The sequence below is a fragment of the Bacillus sp. AFS001701 genome, assembly GCF_002559405.1.
Lineage (GTDB): Bacteria > Bacillota > Bacilli > Bacillales > Bacillaceae_G > Gottfriedia.
Window position 1 is genome coordinate 1 of the sequence record NZ_NTZO01000002.1, and the last position, 4843, is coordinate 4843.

Annotated in this window: 3 rRNA genes; all 3 read right to left on the reverse strand. The window is 51.6% G+C overall.

What is annotated here, in order from left to right:
- Window positions 1-116: ribosomal RNA gene (rrf, locus tag CN514_RS00110) — 5S ribosomal RNA — on the reverse strand.
- A 55-nt stretch (window positions 117-171) separates the two neighbouring features.
- Window positions 172-3109: ribosomal RNA gene (locus tag CN514_RS00115) — 23S ribosomal RNA — on the reverse strand.
- Between the two features lie 152 nt (window positions 3110-3261).
- A 16S ribosomal RNA gene (locus CN514_RS00120) occupies window positions 3262-4811 on the reverse strand.
- Together the 16S, 23S and 5S rRNA genes form the textbook arrangement of a ribosomal RNA operon.
- Between the last annotated feature and the right edge of the window lie 32 nt (window positions 4812-4843).

Sequence of the window (4843 nt, forward strand, 5' to 3'; positions counted from 1 at the left end):
ACCAGGCGACGTTCTACTCTCACAGGGGGAAACCCCCAACTACCATCGACGCAAAAGAGCTTAACTGCCGTGTTCGGTATGGGAACGGGTGTGACCTCTTTGCCATAATCACCTGATTAATTGAGTTGTACTTCGTACCCTCAAAACTAGATAATGTCATCATCAAACTTGTTAGTTAAGTCCTCGACCGATTAGTATCAGTCAGCTCCACGTGTCACCACGCTTCCACCTCTGACCTATCAACCTGATCGTCTCTCAGGGGTCTTACTAGCTTAACGCTATGGGAAATCTCATCTTGAGGGGGGCTTCATGCTTAGATGCTTTCAGCACTTATCCCTTCCACACATAGCTACCCAGCCATGCTCTTGGCAGAACAACTGGTACACCAGCGGTGTGTCCATCCCGGTCCTCTCGTACTAAGGACAGCTCCTCTCAAATTTCCTGCGCCCACGACGGATAGGGACCGAACTGTCTCACGACGTTCTGAACCCAGCTCGCGTACCGCTTTAATGGGCGAACAGCCCAACCCTTGGGACCGACTACAGCCCCAGGATGCGATGAGCCGACATCGAGGTGCCAAACCTCCCCGTCGATGTGGACTCTTGGGGGAGATAAGCCTGTTATCCCCGGGGTAGCTTTTATCCGTTGAGCGATGGCCCTTCCATGCGGAACCACCGGATCACTAAGCCCGACTTTCGTCCCTGCTCGACTTGTAGGTCTCGCAGTCAAGCTCCCTTATGCCTTTACACTCTTCGAATGATTTCCAACCATTCTGAGGGAACCTTTGGGCGCCTCCGTTACTCTTTAGGAGGCGACCGCCCCAGTCAAACTGCCCACCTGACACTGTCTCCGAGCCGGATCACGGCTCTAGGTTAGAATTTCAATACAGCCAGGGTAGTATCCCACCGACGCCTCCACCGAAGCTAGCGCTCCGGCTTCTCAGGCTCCTACCTATCCTGTACAAGCTGTACCAAAATTCAATATCAAGCTGCAGTAAAGCTCCACGGGGTCTTTCCGTCCTGTCGCGGGTAACCTGCATCTTCACAGGTACTATAATTTCACCGAGTCTATGGTTGAGACAGTGCCCAAATCGTTACGCCTTTCGTGCGGGTCGGAACTTACCCGACAAGGAATTTCGCTACCTTAGGACCGTTATAGTTACGGCCGCCGTTTACTGGGGCTTCAATTCAGAGCTTCTCCCGTAAGGGATAACCCCTCCTCTTAACCTTCCAGCACCGGGCAGGCGTCAGCCCCTATACTTCGCCTTGCGGCTTCGCAGAGACCTGTGTTTTTGCTAAACAGTCGCTTGGGCCTTTTCACTGCGGCTCTCCCGGGCATACACCCAAAAGAGCACCCCTTCTCCCGAAGTTACGGGGTCATTTTGCCGAGTTCCTTAACCATAGTTCTCTCGCTCACCTTAGGATTCTCTCCTCGCCTACCTGTGTCGGTTTGCGGTACAGGCACCTATTTCCTCGCTAGAAGCTTTTCTTGGCAGCGTAGAATCAGGAACTTCGGTACTATATTTCCCTCGCCATCACAACTCAGCCTTATGATGTGCGGATTTGCCTACACATCAGCCTAATTGCTTGGACGCGCATATCCAGCAGCGCGCTTACCCTATCTTTCTGCGTCCCTCCATTGCTCAAACGGAAATGAGGTGGTACAGGAATATCAACCTGTTGTCCATCGCCTACGCCTGTCGGCCTCGGCTTAGGTCCTGACTAACCCTGGGAGGACGAGCCTTCCCCAGGAAACCTTAGGCATACGGTGGACGGGATTCTCACCCGTCTTTCGCTACTCATACCGGCATTCTCACTTCTAAGCGCTCCACCAGTCCTTACGATCTAGCTTCAACGCCCTTAGAACGCTCCCCTACCACTGATACCATACGGTATCAATCCGCAGCTTCGGTGATACGTTTAGCCCCGTTACATTTTCGGCGCAGAGTCACTCGACCAGTGAGCTATTACGCACTCTTTAAATGGTGGCTGCTTCTAAGCCAACATCCTGGTTGTCTAAGCAACTCCACATCCTTTTCCACTTAACGTATACTTTGGGACCTTAGCTGGCGGTCTGGGCTGTTTCCCTCTTGACCACGGATCTTATCACTCGTAGTCTGACTCCTATGGATAAGTCATTGGCATTCGGAGTTTGACTGAATTCGGTAACCCGTTGGGGGCCCCTAGTCCAATCAGTGCTCTACCTCCAAGACTCTAACACATAAGGCTAGCCCTAAAGCTATTTCGGGGAGAACCAGCTATCTCCGAGTTCGATTGGAATTTCTCCGCTACCCACACCTCATCCCCGCACTTTTCAACGTGCGTGGGTTCGGACCTCCATTCAGTGTTACCTGAACTTCATCCTGGACATGGGTAGATCACTCGGTTTCGGGTCTACGACCACGTACTATATCGCCCTATTCAGACTCGCTTTCGCTGCGGCTCCGTCTCTTCAACTTAACCTTGCACGGGATCGTAACTCGCCGGTTCATTCTACAAAAGGCACGCCATCACTCGTTAACGAGCTCTGACTATTTGTAAGCACACGGTTTCAGGTTCTCTTTCACTCCCCTTCCGGGGTGCTTTTCACCTTTCCCTCACGGTACTGGTTCACTATCGGTCACTAGGTAGTATTTAGCCTTGGGAGATGGTCCTCCCAGATTCCGACGGAATTTCACGTGTTCCGCCGTACTCAGGATCCACTCAAGAGGGAACGAGGTTTCAACTACAGGGTTTTTACCTTCTTTGACGGACCTTTCCAGGTCGCTTCATTTACCCCGTTCCTTTGTAACTCCGTATAGAGTGTCCTACAACCCCAAGAGGCAAGCCTCTTGGTTTGGGCTATCTTCCGTTTCGCTCGCCGCTACTCAGGAAATCGCTATTGCTTTCTATTCCTCCAGGTACTTAGATGTTTCAGTTCCCTGGGTCTGTCCTCAGTACCCTATGTATTCAGGTAAAGATACTACTCCATTACGAGTAGTGGGTTCCCCCATTCGGAAATCTCCGGATCAAAGCTTACTTACAGCTCCCCGAAGCATATCGGTGTTAGTCCCGTCCTTCATCGACTCCTAGTGCCAAGGCATCCACCGTGCGCCCTTTCTAACTTAACTAATTTTAAAACTAATTGAATTAAACTTACGCAGTTTAATGAATGACATTATCTAGTTTTCAAGGTACAAAGTTGAGAGTGAACTCTCAAAACTAAACAAAACAATGAAGAAACATTTCATGCATGAACCATCGGTTCATGATGTCTCCATAGAAAGGAGGTGATCCAGCCGCACCTTCCGATACGGCTACCTTGTTACGACTTCACCCCAATCATCTGTCCCACCTTAGGCGGCTGGCCCCTAAAAGGTTACCCCACCGACTTCGGGTGTTACAAACTCTCGTGGTGTGACGGGCGGTGTGTACAAGGCCCGGGAACGTATTCACCGCGGCATGCTGATCCGCGATTACTAGTGATTCCGGCTTCATGTAGGCGAGTTGCAGCCTACAATCCGAACTGAGAATAGTTTTATGGGATTAGCTCCACCTCGCGGTCTTGCAACCCTTTGTACTATCCATTGTAGCACGTGTGTAGCCCAGGTCATAAGGGGCATGATGATTTGACGTCATCCCCACCTTCCTCCGGTTTGTCACCGGCAGTCACCTTAGAGTGCCCAACTAAATGCTGGCAACTAAGATCAAGGGTTGCGCTCGTTGCGGGACTTAACCCAACATCTCACGACACGAGCTGACGACAACCATGCACCACCTGTCACTCTGTCCCCGAAGGGAAAGCCCTATCTCTAGGGTTGTCAGAGGATGTCAAGACCTGGTAAGGTTCTTCGCGTTGCTTCGAATTAAACCACATGCTCCACCACTTGTGCGGGCCCCCGTCAATTCCTTTGAGTTTCAGTCTTGCGACCGTACTCCCCAGGCGGAGTGCTTAATGCGTTAACTTCAGCACTAAAGGGCGGAAACCCTCTAACACTTAGCACTCATCGTTTACAGCGTGGACTACCAGGGTATCTAATCCTGTTTGCTCCCCACGCTTTCGCGCCTCAGCGTCAGTTACAGACCAGAAAGTCGCCTTCGCCACTGGTGTTCCTCCAAATCTCTACGCATTTCACCGCTACACTTGGAATTCCACTTTCCTCTTCTGCACTCAAGTTTCCCAGTTTCCAATGACCCTCCCCGGTTGAGCCGGGGGCTTTCACATCAGACTTAAGAAACCGCCTGCGCGCGCTTTACGCCCAATAATTCCGGACAACGCTTGCCACCTACGTATTACCGCGGCTGCTGGCACGTAGTTAGCCGTGGCTTTCTGGTTAGGTACCGTCAAGGTGCCAGCTTATTCAACTAGCACTTATTCTTCCCTAACAACAGAGCTTTACGACCCGAAGGCCTTCATCGCTCACGCGGCGTTGCTCCGTCAGACTTTCGTCCATTGCGGAAGATTCCCTACTGCTGCCTCCCGTAGGAGTCTGGGCCGTGTCTCAGTCCCAGTGTGGCCGATCACCCTCTCAGGTCGGCTACGCATCGTCGCCTTGGTGAGCCGTTACCTCACCAACTAGCTAATGCGCCGCGGGCCCATCTGTAAGTGATAGCCGAGGCCATCTTTCAATAAAGGAACAGGAGTTCCTTTATGTCATCCGGTATTAGCTCCGGTTTCCCGAAGTTATCCCAGTCTTACAGGTAGGTTGCCCACGTGTTACTCACCCGTCCGCCGCTAACTAACGGGAGCAAGCTCCCATTAGTCCGCTCGACTTGCATGTATTAGGCACGCCGCCAGCGTTCGTCCTGAGCCAGGATCAAACTCTCCATAAAAGTTAAGTTTAAATCTTGTATTGCTCAAAAAA